Below are 16,540 nucleotides of genomic sequence, written 5' to 3' on the forward strand. Positions count from 1 at the left end.
GATGACCCACGAGGTTCTCGACAACATCATGGCGATCGCGGATCAGCTCCGCGATCAGGCGCCGGAGGCCGAGCGGATCGGCAGGCTGCCAGACGACACGGCGAAGAAACTCCGCGAGGCCGGACCGATCAAGCTGCTTCAGCCCGGCAAGTACGGCGGCCACGAGGCTCACCCGCGCGAGTTCGCGGAGACGGTGATGGCCGCGGCCTCCCTCGATCCGGCAACGGGATGGGTGTGCGGCATCGTCGGAGTGCACCCCTGGCAGCTGGCATTCGCCGACCCGAAGGTGCAGGACGAGGTGTGGGCGGCCGACAACGACACCTGGATGGCCTCGCCGTACGCGCCGACCGGGATCGCGACCCCAGTCGACGGCGGCTACCTCTTCAGCGGCCGCTGGCAGTTCTCCTCGGGCACCGATCACTGCGACTGGATCTTCCTCGGCGCCATGCTCGGCGACAAGGACGGCGCCATGGCGCTGCCGCCGAAGATGCTGCACATGATCCTGCCGCGCAGCGACTATGAGATCGTCGAGGACTCGTGGAACGTCGTCGGGCTCAAGGGCACCGGGTCCAAGGACATCATCGTCCGGAACGCCTTCGTCCCCGACTACCGGGTGATGGACGCCGACGAGGTCATGAACGGCACCGCGGTGCAGAAGTTCGGGCGCACCGAGACGCTGTACAACATGCCGTGGTCGACGATGTTCCCGCTCGGAATCTCCTCCGCCGTGGTGGGAATCGCCGAGGGCGCCCTGGCCGCCCACCTCGACTACCAGCGCGACCGCGTCGGCGCGCAGGGCACCGCGATCAAGGACGACCCGTACGTGCTGTTCGCCGTCGGCGAGGCGGCGGCCGACATCAACGCCGCCCGCCAGGAACTGCTCGCCAACGTCGACAGGATCTGGGATCTCGTCGAGTCGGGCAGGGAGGTCACGTTCGAGGACCGCGCCGCCGGACGCCGGACCCAGGTGCGGGCCGCGTGGCGGGCGGTCACCGCCGTCGACCAGATCTTCGCCCGCTCCGGCGGCAACGCGCTGCGCATGGACAAGCCCCTGCAGCGGTACTGGCGGGACGCGCACGCCGGCCTCGCGCACGCGATCCACGTGCCGAGCACCGTGTACCACGCATCGGCGCTCAGCTCGCTCGGCCTCGACCCGGCCGACAACCTCAAGTCGATGATCTGACCGCCGTCGCCATCTCGAAAACAGCAGAAGGACAACACATGACAGACATCAAGGGCCTGGGCTACGTCAAGATCCAGACCAACGACCTGGAGCGCTGGCGCACGTTCGCGTTCGACGTCCTCGGATTCGCCGAGGGTTCGGGACCGGACGAGGACGCCCTCTACCTCCGCATGGACGAGCGCGCTGCCCGCATCGTGATCGTGCCGGGCGAGTCGGACGAGGTGGTCACCATCGGGTGGGAGGTCCGTGACCATGCGGGCCTGGTCCGCGTCCAGGAGGCCGTCGAGGGCGCGGGCATCGCCGTCAAGCCGCTGTCGGTGGAAGAGGCCGACGCGCGCCGCGTCGAGGAGGTCGTCACGTTCCAGGACCCGACGGGCGCGACGATCGAGATCTTCCACGGCGCCGTCCTCGACCACAGCCCGGTGGTCACCCCGTTCGGCGCGAAGTTCGTGACCGGGGCGCAGGGCCTCGGCCACGTGGTGCTGCCGGTGATGGATTTCAGCGGGGCGTTCGACTTCTACACCGAGGTGCTCGGGTTCCTGCCCCGCGGCGCGTTCCGCATCCCGGCGCCGCCGGAGTTCGGGCCGATGCGGGTGCGCTTCATGGGCGTCAACGAGCGGCACCACAGCCTGGCCCTCTGCCCCGCACCGCACGGCGGCGCGCCGGGACTGGTGCACATCATGGTGGAGGTCGACACGCTCGACGCCGTCGGGCAGGCCCTCGACCGCGTCGTCAAGGACGGGTTCTCCGTCTCCTCGACGCTCGGCCGCCACACCAACGACAAGATGGTGTCGTTCTACGTGCGTGCCCCCGGCGGCTGGGACATCGAGTTCGGCACCGACGGCATGAAGGTGGACGAGACGTACTACTCCGCAGAGGAGATCACCGCCGACAGCTACTGGGGCCACGACTGGTCGGGGAGTGAGCCGCTGGCGGCGATGTAAGGGGTGTCCGGGCCCGGTGTGCGTATCCACTCGATGCGTGCACCGGGCCTTTCGGCTGTTCGGGGCCGTTCCGCCACCCACTATTGCAAATAGGTATATGCCTATTTATAGTAAGTGTCGCCAGTCACACAACGCGGCGCCGCACCGAGCAGCGCCGCTACGGAGGTCCCCATGACGACGACACTCAGCCCCACACCCACCGCCGGCCTCGATCGCGCCGCCCTTCTCCTCGACGCCTTCGACGGCCCGGGCAGGCTCACGCTCGCGCAGATCGTGCGCCGCACGGGGCTCCCGCGATCCTCCGCGCACCGAATGCTCGAGCGTCTCGTCCAGCTGCGGTGGCTCCGCCGGGAGGGCCGGGACTACGAACTCGGCATGCGGCTGTTCGAACTCGGGTCCCTCGCCGTGCACCAGGACCGCCTGCACCGGGCCGCGCTGCCCTTCCTGCACGAACTGCACCGCCTCACCGGGCACGCCGTGCACCTCGCGGTGCTGGAGGGGATCGACGTCGTCTACCTGGAGAAGATCGCCGGACGGTTCGGCGTCGGGCTGCCGTCCCGCGTCGGCGGCCGCCAGCCCGCGCACTGCACGAGCGTCGGCAAGGTGCTGCTGGCCCATTCGCCCGAGTCGGTGGTCGACCGTGTCGTCGAGGCCGGTCTGCCCCGCAGCACACGATTCAGCATCGACTCACCGGCCGCGTTCCGCGCCGAGTTGCAGAAGACCCGCGAACGCGGGGCGGCCTACGACCGCGAAGAGGATCTCGTGGGCGTCAGCTGCGTTGCGGTGCCCGTTGGCACCGAGGACAACGTGGTGGCGGCCATCTCCGTGTGCGGTCCGAGCAGCCAGATCAAGCTCGATCACCGTCTGACCGCACCGATTCGCATGTCCGCCAAGGGCGCCTGGCGCAACTACATGTCGACCGCGACACCGGGCGCCGGACGCGCCGACCGATACTCCGCCTGAGGCGGGACGAAGGAGCACGAATGCCGCTCGACGAGCAGGCCGAGACCATCCTGCGGGGACTGAACGAGAACTTTCCCCGGGTGGAAACCATGACGGGCGCCCAGGCGCGGGCGGCGACGAAGGCGGGACGTAAGGCCGTCGCCGACCCCGAACCGGTCGGTGAGGTGCGCGACCGGGAGATCCCCGGCGGTGCCGGATCGATTGCGGTACGGATCTATTCGCCCGCGGGGAACTCCGCGGGACCCCTTCCCGTCGTCGTCTTCTTCCACGGCGGCGGGTTCGTGATCTGCGACCTCGACAGTCACGACGGCTTCTGCCGCGCCATGTGCAACGGGATCGGCGCCGTCGTCGTCTCCGTCGACTACCGCCTGGCCCCGGAATCGCAATGGCCCGCCGCGGCGGACGACGCCTACGCTGCGACGCGCTGGGTCGCGCAGCACGCCCACGAGTTCGGCGCCGATCCGGACCGTCTGCTCGTCGCCGGCGACAGCAGCGGCGGCAACCTCGCGGCCGTCGCCGCGCTGATGGCCCGAGACCGGCAGGGCCCTGCCGTCGCCGGACAGCTCCTGATCTACCCCGTCATCGAACCGGCCTTCGACACCGAGTCCTACGACGAGTTCGCGGAGGATCACTTCCTCACCCGCGCTGCGATGCAATGGTATTGGGATCAGTACCTGCCGACGCACCGCGAGGCCGTACCCGCCTACGCCGCCCCGGTCCGGGCCGAGGACCTCGGCGGGCTCCCACCCGCAATCGTGATCACCGCCGAACGCGATCCGCTGCGGTACGAGGGGGAGAAGTACGCCGCGGCGCTCGCCGACGCCGGTGTTCCGGTACAGCTCGAGCGGGTCCGGGGAGTGTTCCACGGATTCCTGACGATCGACGCGATGACCGCGGCGCAGACCGAACGCCGGGCGCTGTGGCCCCGGCTCCGGAATCTGGTGGCCGAACGCGTGCGCACCCCGTCCGACTAGTTCTCCGTCTCGGCCTCGTCGCCGGAGTCCCGCGCCGCCTTCATGGCGGCCTGGTACTCCTGCTGCGCCTCGCGGGAGCGCCGGATCGACGGTGATGCGGTGGGTTTCGGCACACCGGGATGTTCCGGCGTCCCTTCTCCGTGCATCCGCTCGACGGCCTCGTCGATGTCGGCGAGCATCTGCTTCGCGAGTTCGCTCTCGGCGGCGTAGTAGCGCTCGGACCACTTGTTGACCATGTGTGCGAATGCCCACGTGGGTTCGACATCGGAATCGCGGGCGTCGAGTGCGGCCTGCCTGCTCATCCCCTCCACATACGAGATATGCTCCTTCAGGGCATCTTTGAGCTGCTCCGGCTCGGTGAGATGGCCGAGCCACATGCGCAGCATCACGCCGTGCTTGAGGACGGGCGGATCGATCGGCGCCTCCCGCGCCCAGCTGCGCATGACGGCCATGCCCGCGTCCGTGATCTTGTACAGGCGCTTGGGTTTCACCCGCGCCTCGTCGTCCACGACTGTCCGCGACGTCACGTATCCCACGTCTTCCAGCTTCTTCAGCTCCGAGTACACCTGACTGAACGACGGGCTCCAGTAGAAGAAGCGAACGCTGTACGAGGCCCACTTCTTGAGGTCGTAGCCGGACAGTTCCTCGCCGAACGACAGGATGCCGAGCACCGGCCAGCTCGTGGATCGGAGGCCGGCGAACCCGGAGCTCTGGGTGGGGTCGGACGAAGGCATTTCCCGAGCCTATCAACCGTGCGCCGCCGGTCGGACACGTGAAACCCTGCCGCTGGGCGGGACGGGGCATTTCCCGCCTGCAGGAGCCGCGGCCAGGCTGAACGCAACCCGTCGATCCGAGGAGACACGATGACCCGAACCGAAGAACCCGTGCCGCCGGTGGCACGTCGCATTGACCCTGCCGACCTCAAGTCGGTGCTCGGGCACTTCTGCACCGGCGTCACGGTGATCACCGCACACGACGGCGAGAATCCGCACGGCTTCACATGCCAGTCGTTCGTGTCGCTGTCGCTGGACCCGCCGTACGTGTCGTTCAGCCCCGCACGGACGTCGACCAGCTGGCCGCGGCTGCGGGCGAGCGAACACGTCTGCGTCAACGTCCTCGCTCACGATCAGCGGGACGTCTGCGGCACGTTCGCGACCAGCGGCGCCGACAAGTTCGCCGGAGTCGGGTGGTCGCACGCCGGCAACGGCGCCCCGGCGCTGGACGGAGTGCTGGCCCGGGTGCAGGCTACCGTCGAATTCGAGCACGACGCCGGAGACCACACGATCGTCGTCGCACGCGTGACCGGACTGGACGTGCTCAGGGATGTGCCGCCGCTCCTGGTGTACCGCGGCGGGCTCGGCATCTTCACCGCCGCCACCTAGCTCTGTCTCCCGCGCGGCGGCGGTGCCGCTGTCTCCCGCTCCGCGGGAAGGGCTGTGGGAAAAAGCAATTGACACCGGCAGGGTGTGATCGAGACCACTTCGGAAGGTGTGCACGATGAGCGTAGACGAGCAGAACTGGGACCGGGAGGTCGATCTCCTGGTGATCGGCAGCGGTGCGGGCGGCATGACCGCCGCACTTGCCGGCGCCGAGCGGGGGCTCGACACCCTCGTCGTCGAAAAGTCCGCGGTGTACGGCGGTTCGACGGCACTGTCCGGCGGCGCCCTGTGGATCCCCAACTCGCCGATCCTCGTCCGTGAAGGCCGCGCCGACGACCCCGGCGACGTCCGGAAGTACCTGGAGTCGATCGTCGGCGACAGCGTGCCCGCCGAACGCCTCGACGCGTACATCGAGCAGGGCCCGGCGATGATGCAGTTCTTCGAACAGCACTGCCCGCATCTCCGGTTCTCCTGGTGCGAGGACTATTCCGACTACCACCCGGAGAACGTGGGCGGACGGCCGAAGGGGCGGACGGTCGAACCGCTGCCGTTCGACATGAACCAGCTCGGCGCCGACCGCGAGCTGCAGCGCCCGAACTCCCTCGCTATGCCGGGCGGGCTCTACATGACGTCCACCGAGTTCCGGCACCTCAACATGTTCTTCCGCACCTGGGCCGGACGCCGGACCGCGCTGGGCGTCGGCTGGCGTTCGGTGGTGGCGATGGTGCGGCGCAGGCGGATGGAGACCCTGGGGCAGGCCCTCGTCGGCAGGCTGCGGCTCAGCCTTCAGGAGGCCGGCGTCCCGCTGTGGCTGAACTCCCCACTGAAGGGGCTGATCACGGACGAGTCCGGGGCCGTCACGGGCGCGGTCGTCGAGTCCGGGACGCGGGAACTGCGCATCCGCGCCCGCCGCGGCGTCATGATGGCCACCGGCGGATTCGAGCAGAGCGAGGAGATGCGGAAGCGGTACCTCCGGGAGGGCGGCAAGGACAACTACAGCGCCGGCTCACCCGACAACACCGGTGACGGAATCGTGGCCGGTGAGCAGGTCGGCGCCGCCCTCGACCTGATGGACGACGCCTGGTGGATGCCGTCGTTCCGGCGCCCGGACGGAATCATGCACGTCCTGGTGTCGGAGCGGTCGATCCCGCCGTCGCTGATCGTCGACCAGAACGGCAAGCGGTTCACCAACGAGGCATCCCCGTACGTGTCGTTCGTCCACGACCAGATCGCAGGCGGTCACGACCCGGTGTGGTTCGTATTCGACTCGAAGGCGAAGAGCCGCTACCAGTTCGGCGGGGTGATGCCCGGGCAGAAGTTCCCGGCGGAATGGTTCGAGACGGGCCTGATGCTGCGTGCGGAGACCCTCGGGGAACTGGCGCAACAGATGAGCGTGCCCGCCGACGCGCTGTCCGCCGAGATCACAAGGTTCAACGGGTTCGCCCGGGCAGGTGTCGACGCCGATTTCGGTCGCGGCGACAGCGCGTACGACCGGTACTACGGCGACCCGCGACTGCCCAACCCGACCCTGGACGAGGTGGACAAGGCCCCGTACTACGCGGTGCGGATGGAGGCCGGCGACCTCGGCACCAAGGGCGGGCTTGTATGCAATGAGTACAGCCAGGTGCTGAGCGGCAGCGGCGAACCGATCCCCGGGCTGTACGCCACCGGAAACACGTCGGCGTCGGTGATGGGCAACGACTACGCGGGCGCGGGCGCGACGATCGGCCCCGCGATGGTGTTCGGCTGGGTCGGCGCACGGCACGCCGCAGCCAGTGCAGAGGCGGTGAACTGAGTGCTTCCCGTCGAATGCCGGCGCTGCGGTAACGCGGTGCTCGTGGAGAAATACAGCGAGGCGCACACGAGCGTGCAGTGGCTGGGCGACGCCGAGCAGACCTGCCCGGAGTTCGCTCTGCGTGCGCAGGAGGGGGAGCACTCGATGTTCGTCCCCACCTGCGGTGCGCTGCGCGGATCGATCGACGACGCGGTGGAGGACGGGCGGGTGGGGCTCTCCCTGCGCAGCTACCCGACCCCCGGCCGCCTGGACTAGAGGGGACAACCGATGTCACGGATGGCAGGCAAGGTCGCCTTCATCACCGGCGCCGGAAACGGCATGGGACGCAGTCACGCGGTCCGGCTCGCGGAGGAGGGCGCAGACGTTATCGCCGTCGACCTTCCGTCGGCCGCAGCCGATCTCGACGAAACCCGAAGACTGGTAGTCGAACTCGGCCGCCGGGCGGTCGTGGCCCACGCCGATGTGCGGGACCCGTCGGCGCTGCGGGCGGCCGTCGACGCCGGAGTCGCGGAACTGGGACCCCTCGACGTCGTCGTCGCGAACGCCGGCATCTGCGACAACCCCGGTCCGGCCTGGACGATCGACGACGAGATCTGGCACCGGTCGCTCGACGTCAACCTCACCGGCGTCTGGAACACGGCGACCGCCGCGGTCCCGGCGATGCGCGACGGCGGCGGTTCCGTCGTGATCGTCAGTTCGACCGCGGGCATCAAGGCGGTGGCCGGGGCCGCCCACTATTCGGCGTCCAAGACCGCGGTGGTCGGGTTGGCCCGGACCCTCGCCACCGAACTCGGACCGCAGTTCATCCGGGTCAACGTGCTGCACCCCGGTGCCGTCGGCACCCGCATGACCCTGAACCCGGAGACGATGGCACGGCTGCGACCGGACCTCGAGAACCCGACCCGTGACGACGTCGTCCCCGTCCTCGCGGCCAACCACGTCCTGCCCGTTCCATGGCTGGACTCGCGGGACGTCAGCAACGCGCTGCTGTTCCTCGCCTCGGACGAATCGCGATACATCACCGGCACACAACTCGTGGTCGACGCCGGACTGACCCAGAAGGTGTAGAGATGACAGGTCGAGTGAACGGAAGAGTCGTCCTGGTCACCGGTGCCGCACGCGGGATCGGCCGGGCGCAGGCACTGCGATTCGCACAGGAGGGCGCGGACGTCGTGGCCGTCGACCTGTGCGGGCCGGTCGGCACGGTGGTGACGCCACCGGCGAGCCCGGAGGATCTCGAGGTGACCGCGAAACTGGTCCGGGACACGGGCCGCCGGATCGTGACTGCGCAGGTGGACGTGCGTGACGGAACGGCGCTCGCGGATGCGGTGACGGCGGCGGCCGGGGAACTGGGCGGGCTGGACTTCGTGTGCGCCACGGCGGGCATCACGTCCTCGGGCGCCGCGCTGGAGCTCGACTCCGAGACGTGGCAGACGATGCTCGACGTCAATCTGACGGGGGTGTGGCAGACGTGCAAGGCGGCGGCCCCGCACCTGATCGAGCGCGGCGGCGGGGCGATGGTCCTGACGAGCTCCATCGCCGGCCTGCGCGGTCTCGTCGGCGTCGCCCATTACACCGCGGCCAAGCACGGGGTGGTGGGCCTGATGCGGTCGCTGGCCAAGGAACTCGCGCCGCACCGGGTGCGGGTCAACAGCGTGCATCCCACCAACGTCGACACGGACATGATCCAGAACGACATGGTGCGGCGGGCGTTCCGGCCCGACCTCGAGCACCCCACCCGGGAGGAGTTCGCGGCGGCCGCGGTGACGATGAACATGCTGCCGATTCCGTGGATCGAGCCGGTCGACGTGGCCAACGCCGCGCTGTTCCTGGCCTCGGACGAGGCGCGGTACATCACGGCGGTCGCCCTGCCGGTCGACGCGGGCAGCGTCAGCAGATGATTGTCGCGGGCAGCGTCAGCCGGTAACACTCAGTCGCGACGCCGGCCGAACCGGCGACCGGGATCGTCACCGACGAGGCTTTCGCCACGGCCGCCGGAACGGAGAACTCACATTCTTGTGGGGCGGAGCCGTGAATTCGGTCTGCACCGACGAGATGGCCTGCTGCGCCGGGCCCGACGGCGACCCGGTGCGGGGCAGGAACGTGGCCGCGACGAGCCCGACCAAGCCGACCGCCGCCAGGACGACCATGGCGAGCGCGTACGACCGCTCGGGGGTGGAGGTGATTCCGGCGACGAGGACAGTGCCGGCGATCGCGGCGCCGAGGGACGAGCCGAGATTCGACACGCTCCGTGACAGGCCGGAAATTTCGCCCTGCTGGTGCTCGCCGAAGGCCGACTGCACGATGTTGACCGACGGGGTGAGCATGACACCGAGACCCAGTCCGATCAGCAGCAGTCCCGGCGCGAACGCCCAGACGTTCGGGGTGCGACTCACCAGGGCCAGCAGCACGGTTGTCCCGCCGATCACGACGAGGAAGCCGGCGAGGATCAGGGTGCGCTGCGCGTGCCGCTTCGCGAACCGTTCGGCAGCGAGGGAGGCCGCCAGCAGACCGGCCGTTTCCGCGGTGAAGATGACGCCGGTCTCGACCGCGTCGTAGTCGCGCACGACCTGGAGGTAGGCCGCGACCACGAATGACACTCCGGTGAGCAGCAGCCACTGAGTGTTCTGGGTGACCAGGCCCAGATTGGAAGTGCGGTTGCGGAACAGCGCCGTCGACAGCATCGGTTCCGTGCCGGCGCGTTCCTTGGCCCGCACCGAGCGTAAGAACCACACCAGCACCAGGGCGCCCGCAATGATGAGGGTGATCATCAACCAGGCGTTGTTGTCCGCGGCGAGGATTCCGGTGACGATCAGGACGAGGCCGACCGCCGAGAGGATCGCCCCGCCGGTGTCGAACGGACGTGTGCGGTCCGGCGGTAGCGGATCGGTGATGTTCCGCGCCAGCACCACGATGATCGCGATGACCAGGGCCTGGAACACGAATGCCGCCCGCCAGCTGATCGCCGAGGTGATGAGGCCGCCGATCAGCGGCCCGGCGGCCGCGCCGATGCCTCCCATCGCGCTGATCGCACCGAAGGCGCGGGCTCGCGAGGTGACCTCGGTGAACAACAGCGTGGTGAGGATGTAGACGGGTGGGATCAGCAGGGCCGTGCCCACTCCTTCGAGGATCGAATTGCCGAGGATGAGAATGCCCAGGCCGGGGGCTGCTGCGCTCATCACGGCACCGACTCCGTAGATGACCAGGCCGACGGTGAAACAACGCTTCCGCCCGTACTTGTCGGTCAGCTTGCCGCCGGGGATCATCAGTGCCGCCATCACCAACAGGAAGATGGTGATCGCAACCTGCACACCTTGCACGCTGGTGTCCAGGTCTTCGCTGATGTCGTTGATCATCACGTTCATGTTGGAGCCGGCGAAGCTGCAGATGAACTGGGCCAGCGCCAGCGGGATCAGAACCCGGCGGAGAGCGGCCGAGCGGTGACCTGCCTCGTTTCGTGGAGCCATCTCGCACCTGTTCCGGGTTGGCGGCCGTGACTTCGTCTCCCGGCGCACAGCCTCATGCAGTGTGCGCCTACGCGTGAATACGCGCCGTGCTCAGGGAATCAGACGTTGAGTGATGGAGTGATGTTACCGCCGGACGAGTTGGTCGGCCAGTGAAAGCGACGCCGGCGGCCCAGCGACCGTTGTTCCCGGGTTCGGCCCCGCAACAATGTTGCGGGGTGGTGAATTCACCTCCATTGCCTACTCGTTCGGAGGACACTTGCCCCGAGGGCCATTTCTCGCTCGTCCTGGGAAGGGAACTCCATGTCCGAGGAGTTGTCGGTCAAACAAGTTGTGGCACAAGGGACCGCGATGGCTCTGGGCCGCGTCGAGGTCGAATCCGGCGGACCTTTCATGAGTGTCGCGACCGTGTCGATGAACACCAAGTAAACAGTACGGCAACTCTTTTCGACCATGCAGGAAACATCTGAGGATGGGGAGATCGGTTATGCGTATCGAGGATTACGGACTCATCGGAGATCTACAGACAGCCGCTCTGGTGGGCCGCGATGGCGCCATCGACTGGCTGTGTCTGCCTCGCTTCGATTCCGCGTCGTGCTTCGCCGCCCTGGTCGGGGACGAACGGCACGGCCGCTGGAGCCTGTCCCCGGTCGGCGAGGCGCGGGTCAGTGCTCGCCGCTACCGTCCGGGGACGCTGGTGCTCGAATCGGATTTCGAGACCGCCGACGGCATGGTGCGCATCATCGACTTCATGCCGCGGCGCGGCGACGGTCCACCCCGGGTGATGCGAATCGTCCAAGGTGTGCGCGGCCGGGTGCCGATGAAGATGGAACTGGTGATTCGCCCCGACTACGGGACCATTGCCCCGTGGGTGGAGCCGGAACCGGACGGAATCCGCGCCACCGCAGGACCGGACGCCTTCCGCCTCTGCACACCCGTGCCCCTGCAGATCAACAAGGGGACGGTCGGCGCCAGGTTCGTCGTCACCGAGGGTGGCCGTGCCCGGTTCGCTCTGTGCTGGCACTCCTCCTTCGAAGACGCGCCGACGATGGAGGACGCCGACTCGGCGCTGGCCCGCACCGAGGCGTGGTGGCGAGAGTGGAGTGGGCGCTGCGTGTACTCGGGCCCCTACCGCGATCAGGTGCTGACCTCCCTGATCGCGCTCAAGGCCATGACCTACGAAAAAACCGGCGGTATGGTCGCCGCGCCCACGACTTCCCTGCCCGAGGACGTCGGGGGAGTGCGCAACTGGGACTACCGCTACTGCTGGCTGCGTGACTCCGCGCTCGCCCTCGAGGCGTTGCTTGCCGCCGGGTATACCGACGAGGCGCTCGCCTTCCGGGATTTCCTCACGCGCGTCGGCACCGGCGATCCGACGAAGATTCAGATCATGTACGGAATCAGCGGGGAGCGGCGCCTCACCGAATTCGAACTCGTCGGCTTCCCCGGCTATGAAGACTCCCGGCCGGTCCGAGTCGGCAACGCGGCATCCGAGCAGTTCCAGCTCGACGTCTACGGCGAGGTCGTCGGCATGCTCTTCGCCGGTGCGGAGATCCTCGGCCGGATCGACCCCCGGCGGTGGCCGCGCTGGCAAAAGCTCATCGAGCACATCGAAACCATTTGGCGCGAACCCGACGACGGCATCTGGGAGACCCGCGGGCCTCGCCGGCATTTCACCCACTCCAAAGTGATGGCCTGGGTGGTCTTCGACCGAGCCGTGCGCCTGGCCGAACGGTTCGAACTCCCTGCCCCCATCGAGCGTTGGAGGCAGGTACGCGACGAAATTCACCGCGACGTCTGCGCCCATGGGTTCGACAGGCAGCGAAACACTTTCACGCAGTATTACGGGTCCGAGGAGCTCGACGCGAGCGTGCTCACCATTCCGCTCGTCGGCTTCCTGCCCGGTTCGGATGCCCGCGTGAGCGGAACGATCGACGCGATCACCCGTGGGCTCGGCCGCGACGGGTTCGTCTCGCGCTACTCGACGGCGCAGACCGACGACGGATTGGCCGGCGACGAAGGGCAGTTCCTGGCATGCTCGTTCTGGTTGGTCAGCGCGCTGGCCTTGAACGGGCGGACCGAACACGCCCGGGCCCTGTTCGAGCGGCTCATTGCCCTGTGCAACGACCTGGGCCTGCTTGCGGAGGAGTACGACGTCCGCCGGCGCCGGCAGGTCGGCAACTTTCCCCAGGCGTTCAGCCATCTCACGCTCATCGGCGCGGCGTATGCCATTGCCGGTGCCGAAGGCGGCGCACAAGTGGCCGATTCCGATCCACTAGGTGTTTCGACGCGCAGGATGACACCGGCATGATCGTGAATGTCACACACGAGGAAGGCGGGCCCGCGGCTTCGCGCTGGCGATCGGCGACTCATCCCTTCCTGTACGAGATCAACACCTGGCCGTGGTTGAACCGGTTGAGCACCGACACCGGTCGTCGCATCGACCTCGGGAGCGTGCCCGACGAGCACTGGGACGCCATCGCGGACCTCGGTTTCGACGCGGTGTGGCTGATGGGCGTATGGGAGCGCAGCCCGGCGGGTGTGACCATCGCGTTGGCCGACGGCGAACTCGTTTCCGCATTCGAGGCGACGCTCGACGACTACACACCGTCCGACGTCGTCGGATCGCCGTACTGCATCCGTGACTACGAGGTCGACTCGAATCTGGGCGGTCGGGCGGGTCTCGCGGCGGCGCGGGCAGCCCTCGCGAGGCGGGGACTCGGCCTGATCCTGGACTTCGTCCCGAACCATGTGGCACCCGACCACCCCTGGACGACAACTCATCCCGAGCGTTTCGTCCAGGGCACCGCGGCGGATCTCCGACACGACGCCACGTCGTTCGTCGATGTCGCCGGCCGGGTGCTGGCCAACGGGCGGGATCCCTACTTCCCGGCGTGGCCCGATGTCGTGCAGCTCAACGCCTTCTCCCCGGACCTGCGGTCGGCGGTGGTGGACACGCTCCGCCGGATCGCAGAGCAGTGCGACGGCGTCCGATGCGACATGGCGATGCTTATGATGAACGACACGTTCGGCCGAACGTGGGGCGCCCGGGCAGGCGACGCTCCCGCCGACGACTACTGGCCGACTGTGATTCCCGCGGTGCGCGAGAGCCATCCGACGTTCCATTTCATCGCCGAAGCGTACTGGGACCTGGAGTGGGCGCTGCAACAGCAGGGCTTCGACTTCTGCTACGACAAGCGCCTCTACGACCGCCTGGTCCAGGGGGATGCCGAGCAGGTGGGCGGCCATCTCCTCGCCGACCGCGACTACCAGGAGAAGCTGGTGCGGTTCATCGAAAATCATGACGAGCCAAGGGCAGCGACGGTATTCGACCCGGCACGGGAGAACGCTGCAGCGGTGGCGACACTCACCCAGACCGGGGCGCGTCTCGTGCACGACGGCCAGATGGAGGGCCGGCGTACACGGCTGCCGGTCTTCCTCGGGCGCTTCCCCACGGAGCCCGTCGACACCGACCGGTCCCTGTTCTACCGCTCGCTGCTGACGACACTCGGCGACAACACGTTCCGCACCGGCGTGTGGCAGCTGTGCGACCGCTCGGGCAGCCCTGGCAACGACCGCACCGAGGATCTGGTCGCGTGGTGCTGGGACGGCGACCGTCGATGGCTGGTCGTGGTGAACCTGGGCCCCGACACCGCGATCGGCTACGTGCGCGTGCCGTGGCACGACCTGCGCGGCGTGCCTTGCCGGCTCGTCGACCCCACCCACGACGCGGTCTTCGACCGTGCCGGCACCGACCTCTGCGACGGTCTGTACGTCGAGCTCGGTCCGTGGCAGTGGCACCTTTTCCGTATCGACTCCGCAGAGGAGCACACATGAGCAAGCATGCATCCGACGGACGCACCACGGCGGAACACGCCCGCCTCGCCGAGGCCACCGGCCGTGCCGAGGACGACCTGTTCGCGGCGAACCCGTGGTATGAGTGGGGTCCCTACCTGTCGGAGAGGGCGTGGGGCACCGTGCGCGAGGACTACAGCGACAGCGGCGACGCCTGGGAGTATTTCCCCCACGACCACGCCCGTTCACGCGCCTACCGATGGAACGAGGACGGCATGGCCGGGCTGTCCGACATCCACCACGACCTGTGCCTGGCGCTCACGCTGTGGAACGGCGCCGATCCGATCCTCAAGGAACGGATGTTCGGTCTCACGGGCCCGCAGGGCAACCACGGTGAGGACGCCAAGGAGTACTGGTGGTACCTCGAGGGCCTTCCGAGTCACGCACTCCTGCAGTGGCGATACCACTATCCGCAGGCCGAGTTCCCCTATCAGCAGCTGGTCGACGAGAACGCACGCCGCGGCCGCGGCGAATTCGAGTTCGAACTGCTCGACACCGGGGTGTTCGACGACGGTCGCTTCTGGGTCGTCGACGTCACGTACGCGAAGGCCGGTCCCACCGAAGTGCTGGCCCGCATCACTGTCCGGAACCACGGACCCGAAGAGGCCGACATCGACGTCCTCCCCACGGCATGGTTCCGCAACACGTGGCGTTCGTCCGGGAGCGCCGAGATCCCCGGCCTGTCCCTCGACGGGGACGCCGTCGTCGTCGATCACCCGCGCCTGCGCGGCTATCGGCTCGAGGCGGCCCCCGCGAGCGACGGGACGCGGCCCGAACCCTTGTTCTGCGACAACGAAACCAACACCGCCCGGCTGTTCGGTGCGGCACCGATCACCCCGTTCCCGAAGGACGGCATCAACGACCACATCGTCGCCGGCGCAGACACCGTCAACCCCGACCTACGGGGAACGAAGGCGGCGTGGCGCTATCACCTGACGGTTGCCGCCGGGGAAACCGTGGAGCTGCGACTGCGCCTGTGGCGGCCCGAGCCGACCGGCTCTGCACCACAATCGACGATATGGTCGACGACTGCGTTCGACAACGTCCTCGCCCGCCGGCACGCGGACGCCGACGAGTTCTACCGCACCCTCGCCCCGAGCGACATCGATCCCGAACGCATGCGGATCCTCCGGCAGTCGTGCGCCGGTCTGATCTGGAGCAAGCAGATGTACCCGTATCGGATGACGACCTGGCTCGACGGCGATCCCGCCGAACCGGCTCCACCGCCGGGACACCGCAGCGGTCGCAACACCGGGTGGCGGCACCTCGACTCGTTCGACCTCCTGGCGATGCCCGACCCGTGGGAATACCCCTGGTTCGCCGCGTGGGACCTCGCATTCCACACGGTCCCCTGGGCACATCTCGATCCCGCCTTCGCCAAGTACCAGCTCATCGTGCTGCTCAAAGAGTGGTTCCTCCACCCCAACGGCGCCCTCCCCGCCTACGAATGGAGCTTCGACGACGTGAACCCGCCGGTGCACGCGCTGGCCGCACTGCGGGTATTCCTCATCGACGGCGGTGAGGACGTCGAGTTCCTCGAACGTGTCTTCCAGAAACTCCTGCTCAACTTCACGTGGTGGCTCAACCGCCAGGACCCCGACGGGAACAACCTCATCGGCGGCGGCTTCCTCGGGCTCGACAACATCAGTCCCCTGGACCGCTCCCACCTCCCTCCGGGGGTACGGCTGGAACAGGCCGACGGGACGGGGTGGCTGGCCTATTACTCCGCCGCCATGCTCGTTCTCGCCCTGACCCTGGCCGACGACAACGACGTCTACGAGGACATGGTCGTCAAGTTCCTGGAGCAGTTCGCGTTGATCACGGCGGCGCTCGACGAGTCGGGGCTGTACGACCCGAACGATGGATTCTTCTACGATCGGCTCGTCGACGCCGGTGGTAACGCCACGCCGATCCGGGTGCAGACTCTGGTCGGCGTGATACCGGTCCTGGTGGCTGTGTCTGTTCCCGAGCGCAATTCGGAAC

At 68.1% G+C, this 16,540-nt stretch carries 15 protein-coding genes; 13 read left to right on the top strand and 2 right to left on the bottom strand.

Annotated elements, in window-relative coordinates:
* Nucleotide 1 precedes the first annotated feature (1 nt).
* The 4 genes from AC1DWT_RS35160 (at nucleotide 2) to AC1DWT_RS35175 (ending at nucleotide 4,064) form a co-directional block, all read left to right on the top strand.
* A complete protein-coding gene (locus AC1DWT_RS35160) occupies nucleotides 2-1,183 on the top strand; it encodes an acyl-CoA dehydrogenase family protein (RefSeq protein ID WP_206013433.1) in 1,182 nt (393 codons plus the stop codon).
* 38 nt (nucleotides 1,184-1,221) lie between these two features.
* On the top strand, nucleotides 1,222-2,127 hold the full coding sequence (bphC, locus tag AC1DWT_RS35165) for a biphenyl-2,3-diol 1,2-dioxygenase (RefSeq protein WP_206013432.1): 906 nt from the start codon (nucleotides 1,222-1,224) through the stop codon (nucleotides 2,125-2,127).
* A 171-nt stretch (nucleotides 2,128-2,298) separates the two neighbouring features.
* Entirely contained in the window at nucleotides 2,299-3,090 is a 792-nt protein-coding gene (locus AC1DWT_RS35170) for an IclR family transcriptional regulator (RefSeq protein ID WP_072946408.1), read from the top strand.
* Nucleotides 3,091-3,110: 20 nt separating this feature from the next.
* Entirely contained in the window at nucleotides 3,111-4,064 is a 954-nt protein-coding gene (locus AC1DWT_RS35175; protein ID WP_206013431.1) for an alpha/beta hydrolase, read from the top strand.
* Here AC1DWT_RS35175 and AC1DWT_RS35180 read toward each other — a convergent pair.
* Nucleotides 4,061-4,798 (bottom strand): PadR family transcriptional regulator, encoded by a 738-nt coding sequence (locus AC1DWT_RS35180; protein ID WP_072946406.1) that lies wholly within the window; start codon nucleotides 4,796-4,798, stop codon nucleotides 4,061-4,063. The genes AC1DWT_RS35175 and AC1DWT_RS35180 overlap by 4 nt on opposite strands.
* Nucleotides 4,799-4,927: 129 nt before the next feature.
* Here AC1DWT_RS35180 and AC1DWT_RS35185 point away from each other — a divergent pair, with 129 nt between their 5' ends.
* From AC1DWT_RS35185 to AC1DWT_RS35205, 5 genes are all read left to right on the top strand, one after another.
* The gene (locus AC1DWT_RS35185; RefSeq protein WP_072946405.1) at nucleotides 4,928-5,446 is read left to right on the top strand and encodes a flavin reductase family protein; all 519 of its coding nucleotides are present in this window, start codon (nucleotides 4,928-4,930) and stop codon (nucleotides 5,444-5,446) included.
* A gap of 115 nt (nucleotides 5,447-5,561) precedes the next feature.
* Nucleotides 5,562-7,238 carry an FAD-binding protein gene (locus AC1DWT_RS35190; RefSeq protein ID WP_206013430.1) on the top strand — a complete coding sequence of 559 codons (1,677 nt, stop codon included), beginning with the start codon at nucleotides 5,562-5,564 and terminating at the stop codon, nucleotides 7,236-7,238.
* Nucleotides 7,239-7,493 (top strand): hypothetical protein, encoded by a 255-nt coding sequence (locus AC1DWT_RS35195; protein ID WP_005251194.1) that lies wholly within the window; start codon nucleotides 7,239-7,241, stop codon nucleotides 7,491-7,493. It begins immediately after the preceding gene.
* Between the two features lie 12 nt (nucleotides 7,494-7,505).
* Complete coding sequence (locus tag AC1DWT_RS35200; protein ID WP_206013429.1) at nucleotides 7,506-8,306, top strand: mycofactocin-coupled SDR family oxidoreductase; 801 nt, start codon at nucleotides 7,506-7,508, stop codon at nucleotides 8,304-8,306.
* Nucleotides 8,307-8,308: 2 nt separating this feature from the next.
* Nucleotides 8,309-9,139 carry a mycofactocin-coupled SDR family oxidoreductase gene (locus tag AC1DWT_RS35205; RefSeq protein ID WP_095862316.1) on the top strand — a complete coding sequence of 277 codons (831 nt, stop codon included), beginning with the start codon at nucleotides 8,309-8,311 and terminating at the stop codon, nucleotides 9,137-9,139.
* A gap of 66 nt (nucleotides 9,140-9,205) precedes the next feature.
* Here AC1DWT_RS35205 and AC1DWT_RS35210 read toward each other — a convergent pair whose 3' ends face one another.
* Nucleotides 9,206-10,705 (bottom strand): MFS transporter, encoded by a 1,500-nt coding sequence (locus AC1DWT_RS35210; RefSeq protein WP_206013428.1) that lies wholly within the window; start codon nucleotides 10,703-10,705, stop codon nucleotides 9,206-9,208.
* Nucleotides 10,706-11,005: 300 nt separating this feature from the next.
* Here AC1DWT_RS35210 and AC1DWT_RS35215 point away from each other — a divergent pair, with 300 nt between their 5' ends.
* From AC1DWT_RS35215 to AC1DWT_RS35230, 4 genes are all read left to right on the top strand, one after another.
* The gene (locus AC1DWT_RS35215) at nucleotides 11,006-11,131 is read left to right on the top strand and encodes a hypothetical protein (RefSeq protein ID WP_257890843.1); all 126 of its coding nucleotides are present in this window, start codon (nucleotides 11,006-11,008) and stop codon (nucleotides 11,129-11,131) included.
* Nucleotides 11,132-11,168: 37 nt separating this feature from the next.
* On the top strand, nucleotides 11,169-13,013 hold the full coding sequence (locus tag AC1DWT_RS35220; RefSeq protein ID WP_255315003.1) for a glycoside hydrolase family 15 protein: 1,845 nt from the start codon (nucleotides 11,169-11,171) through the stop codon (nucleotides 13,011-13,013).
* Nucleotides 13,010-14,539 carry an alpha-amylase family glycosyl hydrolase gene (locus AC1DWT_RS35225; RefSeq protein ID WP_206013427.1) on the top strand — a complete coding sequence of 510 codons (1,530 nt, stop codon included), beginning with the start codon at nucleotides 13,010-13,012 and terminating at the stop codon, nucleotides 14,537-14,539. The genes AC1DWT_RS35220 and AC1DWT_RS35225 overlap by 4 nt, the downstream gene beginning before the upstream one ends.
* A partial coding sequence (locus AC1DWT_RS35230; protein WP_477924175.1) for an MGH1-like glycoside hydrolase domain-containing protein occupies nucleotides 14,536-16,540 on the top strand: 2,005 nt, incomplete at its 3' end. The genes AC1DWT_RS35225 and AC1DWT_RS35230, both read left to right, overlap by 4 nt.

The organism is Rhodococcus sp. P4_B6, from assembly GCF_056402215.1.

What these genes read in the sequence shown, in the direction of transcription:
- AC1DWT_RS35190 (WP_206013430.1), top strand. Translation starts at nt 5,562, where the DNA reads ATGAGCGTAGACGAGCAGAACTGGGACCGGGAGGTCGATCTCCTGGTG.
- AC1DWT_RS35180 (WP_072946406.1), bottom strand. Translation starts at nt 4,798, where the DNA reads ATGCCTTCGTCCGACCCCACCCAGAGCTCCGGGTTCGCCGGCCTCCGA.
- AC1DWT_RS35175 (WP_206013431.1), top strand. Translation starts at nt 3,111, where the DNA reads ATGCCGCTCGACGAGCAGGCCGAGACCATCCTGCGGGGACTGAACGAG.
- AC1DWT_RS35225 (WP_206013427.1), top strand. Translation starts at nt 13,010, where the DNA reads ATGATCGTGAATGTCACACACGAGGAAGGCGGGCCCGCGGCTTCGCGC.
- AC1DWT_RS35185 (WP_072946405.1), top strand. Translation starts at nt 4,928, where the DNA reads ATGACCCGAACCGAAGAACCCGTGCCGCCGGTGGCACGTCGCATTGAC.
- bphC (WP_206013432.1), top strand. Translation starts at nt 1,222, where the DNA reads ATGACAGACATCAAGGGCCTGGGCTACGTCAAGATCCAGACCAACGAC.
- AC1DWT_RS35200 (WP_206013429.1), top strand. Translation starts at nt 7,506, where the DNA reads ATGTCACGGATGGCAGGCAAGGTCGCCTTCATCACCGGCGCCGGAAAC.
- AC1DWT_RS35210 (WP_206013428.1), bottom strand. Translation starts at nt 10,705, where the DNA reads ATGGCTCCACGAAACGAGGCAGGTCACCGCTCGGCCGCTCTCCGCCGG.
- AC1DWT_RS35215 (WP_257890843.1), top strand. Translation starts at nt 11,006, where the DNA reads ATGTCCGAGGAGTTGTCGGTCAAACAAGTTGTGGCACAAGGGACCGCG.
- AC1DWT_RS35170 (WP_072946408.1), top strand. Translation starts at nt 2,299, where the DNA reads ATGACGACGACACTCAGCCCCACACCCACCGCCGGCCTCGATCGCGCC.
- AC1DWT_RS35160 (WP_206013433.1), top strand. Translation starts at nt 2, where the DNA reads ATGACCCACGAGGTTCTCGACAACATCATGGCGATCGCGGATCAGCTC.
- AC1DWT_RS35205 (WP_095862316.1), top strand. Translation starts at nt 8,309, where the DNA reads ATGACAGGTCGAGTGAACGGAAGAGTCGTCCTGGTCACCGGTGCCGCA.